The sequence below is a fragment of the uncultured Aquincola sp. genome (genome assembly GCF_964001545.1).
Classification (GTDB): domain Bacteria; phylum Pseudomonadota; class Gammaproteobacteria; order Burkholderiales; family Burkholderiaceae_C; genus Aquincola.
In genome coordinates, this window is the sequence record NZ_CAXFDV010000835.1 from 1 (window position 1) to 4,352 (window position 4,352).

The following is a 4,352-nucleotide window of genomic DNA, read 5'->3' on the forward strand; positions in this document are numbered from 1 at the left end:
CCCTGGAAGGGCCGGCTGCGGGCCGAGCACTTCATGGCCTCGGGCGCGCTGCCGCCGGGCTTTCCGGCGGTGGAAATCGACGGCGAGAGTTACTGGGACGGCGGCCTGGTGTCCAACACGCCGCTGACCGAGGTGCTGGCCGACACGCCGCGGCGCGACACCCTGGCCTTCCAGGTCGACCTGTGGAGCGCCACCGGCCCGCTGCCGGCCAACCTCTACGACATCGAGGAGCGGCAGAAGGACATCCGCTTTTCCAGCCGCACCCGTGCCATCACCGACCTGATGGCGCGCGAGCAGAAGCTGCGCGCGCTGCTGCGCGGCGTGCTGGCCAAGGTGCCGCCCGAAGCCCGCGTGGGCTGCGAGTGGTGCGAAGAAGCCGCCGTCGAGGCCTGCGATCGCAAGCTCAACATCGTGCAGCTGATCTACCGCGACAAGGAGTGGGACGGCCTGAACAAGGACTACGAGTTCGGCCCGCTGACCATGCGTGAGCACTGGGCCAGCGGCCTGGACGACGTGCGCCGCACCCTGGCCCATGCCGACTGGCTGAATCCGCCCAGCCCCAAGGCCGCCGTGGTCACCCACGACGTGCACCGGGACAACGGCGCGGGCAGGACTTCACGCCGCAGGCGATAATCCGCGCGCCATGGCCGAACCCACACCCCAGCAGGTCCGCGACTTCATCGCCGCCGGACTGCCCTGCGAACACCTCGACGTCGAAGGCGACGGCCGCCATTTCTTTGCGACCATCGTCTCGGCCGAATTCAACGGCAAGAGCCGCGTGCAGCGCCACCAGCGCGTGTATGCCGCGCTCGGCGAGCGCATGCGCGAGGAAATCCACGCGCTGTCGATGAAGACGCTGACGCCCGCCGAATGGCAGGCCCAGCCCGCCAGCCCCGCCGCCGAGCCCCACCGCCACTGATCGACCCCGCGGCAAGCCGCGGGCGGCGGGCTGCCTCACGGTGCGTGATGGCCCGGCTGCCGCCAGCGGCGCCGCACAGCCAGCCCACACCACATGGACCAACTCCTCATCCGCGGCGGCCGCAGCCTCCAGGGCGAAGTGCGCATCTCCGGCGCCAAGAACGCGGCGCTGCCGCAGCTGTTCGCCGCGCTGCTCACCGCCGAGCCGGTGCACCTGGGCAACGTGCCCAGCCTGAAAGACACGCAAACCGCGCTGAAGCTGCTGCGCAGCATGGGCGTGCAGGCCCGGCAGGACGATGCCCGCCCCGACGAAGTGGTGCTGGACGCCAGCGACGTGGCCAATCCGGTGGCGCCCTACGACCTGGTCAAGACCATGCGTGCCTCCATCCTGGCGCTGGGGCCGCTGCTGGCGCGCTTCGGCACCGCCACGGTGTCGCTGCCCGGCGGCTGCGCCATCGGCTCGCGGCCGGTCGACCAGCACATCAAGGGCCTGCAGGCCATGGGCGCGCAGATCGTGGTGGAGCACGGCAACATCGTGGCGCAGGCGCCCGGCGGCCGGCTCAAGGGCGCGCGCATCACCACCGACATGATCACGGTGACGGGCACCGAGAACCTGCTGATGGCCGCCACCCTGGCCGAAGGCGAAACGGTGCTGGAAAACGCTGCCCAGGAGCCCGAGGTCACCGACCTGGCCGAGATGCTGGTCAAGATGGGCGCCAAGATCGAAGGCATCGGCACCGGCCGGCTGCGCATCACCGGCGTCGAGCGGCTGCATGCGCCCACCGGCGGCCACCGCACCATCCCTGACCGCATCGAGACCGGCACCTTCCTGTGCGCGGTGCTGGCCACCGGCGGCGACGTGACGCTGCGCGACACCTGCATCCACCACCTCGATGCGCTGGTCGACAAGCTGCGTGAAGCCGGCGCCGACATCACGTCGGGCGACGACTGGATCCGCGTGCGCGCCAGCGCCCGGCCCAAGGCAGTGGGTTTCCGCACCAGCGAGTACCCGGCCTTTCCCACCGACATGCAGGCGCAGTTCATGGCCGTCAATGCGGTGGCCGAGGGCGCGGCGCGCATCACCGAAACCATCTTCGAGAACCGCTTTATGCACGTGGACGAGATGAAGCGCCTGGGCGCGAACATCGAGGTGGACGGCCACACCGCGGTGGTGCAGGGCGTGGAGCGGCTGTCGGGCGCCCGCGTGATGGCCACCGACCTGCGCGCCTCGGCCAGCCTGGTGATCGCCGGCCTGGTGGCCCAGGGCGAGACGATCGTGGATCGCATCTACCATCTGGACCGCGGCTACGACCGCATGGAAGTGAAGCTGCGCGCGCTGGGCGCCGACATCGAGCGTATCGCCGGCGCCGCCGACAGGGGCGACGCATGACCGTCACCCTCGCACTGTCCAAGGGCCGCATCTTCGACGAGACGCTGCCGCTGCTGAAGGCCGCCGGCATCGAGGTGACCGAAGACCCGGAAACCTCGCGCAAGCTGATCCTGCCCACCAACCGGCCCGACGTGCGCGTGGTGCTGGTGCGCGCCACCGACGTGCCCACCTATGTGCAGTACGGCGGCGCCGACATGGGCGTGGCCGGCAAGGACGTGCTGCTGGAGCACGACGGCAGCGGCCTCTATCAGCCGCTGGACCTGAACATCGCCCGCTGCCGCATGAGCGTGGCCACCCGGGCCGACTTCGACTACGCCGCCGCGGTCAAGCAGGGTTCGCGCATCCGCGTGGCCACCAAGTACACCACCGTGGCCCGCCAGCACTTTGCCGACAAGGGCGTGCACGTCGACCTGATCAAGCTCTACGGCAGCATGGAGCTGGCGCCGCTGACGGGCCTGGCCGATGCCATCGTCGACCTGGTGTCCACCGGCAGCACGCTGCGCGCCAACCACCTGGTGGAGGTGGAGCAGATCATGCCCATCTCCTCGCGCCTGGTGGTCAACCAGGCCGCGCTCAAGCTCAAGGCCGACGTGCTTCGGCCCCTCATCGACGCCTTCGAATCCGCGATCCAGCCATGACCCTCGCCCTCCGCCAGCTCGCCACCACCGCCGCCGACTTCGAAGCCGAGTTCCAGCGCGTGCTGCACTGGTCGGCCGAAACCGACCATGCGATCGAGCAGCGGGTGGCCGAGATCCTGGCGGACGTGCAGGCGCGTGGCGACGTGGCGGTGCTGGAGTACACCGCGCGCTTCGACGGCCTGCAGGCCGATTCGGTGGCCGCGCTGGAAATCACCCGCGACGAGCTGAAGGCCGCCTTCGAGGGCCTGCCCGCGGCGCAGCGCGATGCCATCGAGTTCGCGGCCCGCCGCGTGCGCAGCTACCACGAGCGCCAGCTGCAGGCCTGCGGCCTGAGCTGGCAGTACCGCGACGAAGACGGCACGCTGCTGGGCCAGAAGGTGACGCCGCTGGACCGCGTGGGCATCTACGTGCCCGGCGGCAAGGCGGCCTACCCGTCCAGCGTGCTGATGAACGCCATCCCGGCCCAGGTGGCCGGCGTGGGTGAAATCGTGATGGTGGTGCCCACGCCCAAGGGCGAGCGCAATGCGCTGGTGCTGGCCGCCGCCTATGTGGCCGGCGTGCACCGTGCCTTCACCCTCGGCGGCGCGCAGGCGGTGGGCGCGCTGGCCTACGGCACGGCCACGGTGCCGGCGGTGCACAAGATCACCGGCCCGGGCAATGCCTACGTGGCCAGCGCCAAGCGCCGCGTGTTTGGCACCGTGGGCATCGACATGATCGCCGGGCCCAGCGAAATCCTGGTGCTGGCCGACGGCAGCACGCCGCCCGATTGGGTGGCGATGGACCTGTTCAGCCAGGCCGAGCACGACGAGCTGGCGCAAAGCATCCTGCTGTGCCCCGATGCCGGCTACATCGCGCAGGTGCGCGCCGAGATCGAGCGGCTGCTGCCCGGCATGCCGCGCAAGGACGTGATCCGCGCTTCGCTGGAAGGCCGCGGCGCGCTGATCCACACCCGCTCGATGGAAGAGGCCTGCGACATCAGCAACCGCATCGCGCCCGAGCACCTGGAAGTCAGCTCGCGCGACCCGCACCGCTGGGAACCGCTGCTCAAGCATGCCGGCGCCATTTTCCTGGGCGCCTTCACCAGCGAAAGCCTGGGCGACTACTGCGCCGGCCCCAACCATGTGCTGCCCACCTCGGGCACCGCGCGCTTCTCGTCGCCGCTGGGCGTGTACGACTTCCAGAAGCGCAGCAGCCTGATCGAGGTGAGTGAAGCCGGCGCCCAGGTGCTGGGCCAGGTGGCGGCCGAACTGGCCTACGGCGAGGGCCTGCAAGCCCACGCGCAGGCGGCGGAGTTCCGGCTGAAGCGTTGACACGAAGTTCGTGTTGCACGAAGATCGTGATACACGAACTCAGTGGGCGGGTCCGATGAAAAACGTCACCGTGACGATGGAAGACAGCGTGGCCGA

General features: G+C 70.1%; 5 protein-coding genes. All 5 read left to right on the forward strand.

What is annotated here, in order from left to right; translation table 11 throughout:
- Positions 1–633 (forward strand): DUF3734 domain-containing protein (locus ABNT58_RS28845; protein ID WP_348756786.1); only part of this gene is annotated, 633 nt, incomplete at its 5' end.
- 10 nt (positions 634–643) lie between these two features.
- The gene (locus ABNT58_RS28850; protein ID WP_250198777.1) at positions 644–919 is read left to right on the forward strand and encodes a BolA family protein; all 276 of its coding nucleotides are present in this window, start codon (positions 644–646) and stop codon (positions 917–919) included.
- Between the two features lie 93 nt (positions 920–1,012).
- On the forward strand, positions 1,013–2,308 hold the full coding sequence (gene murA, locus ABNT58_RS28855) for a UDP-N-acetylglucosamine 1-carboxyvinyltransferase (protein WP_348756787.1): 1,296 nt from the start codon (positions 1,013–1,015) through the stop codon (positions 2,306–2,308).
- Positions 2,305–2,946, forward strand: a complete 642-nt coding sequence (hisG, locus tag ABNT58_RS28860) for an ATP phosphoribosyltransferase (protein WP_250198779.1) — start codon at positions 2,305–2,307, stop codon at positions 2,944–2,946. The genes murA and hisG overlap by 4 nt, the downstream gene beginning before the upstream one ends.
- Positions 2,943–4,256, forward strand: coding sequence for a histidinol dehydrogenase (gene hisD / locus ABNT58_RS28865; RefSeq protein WP_348756788.1), 1,314 nt, complete (start codon positions 2,943–2,945; stop codon positions 4,254–4,256). Before hisG ends, hisD begins: the two co-directional genes overlap by 4 nt.
- The last annotated feature ends 96 nt before the right edge of the window (positions 4,257–4,352 follow it).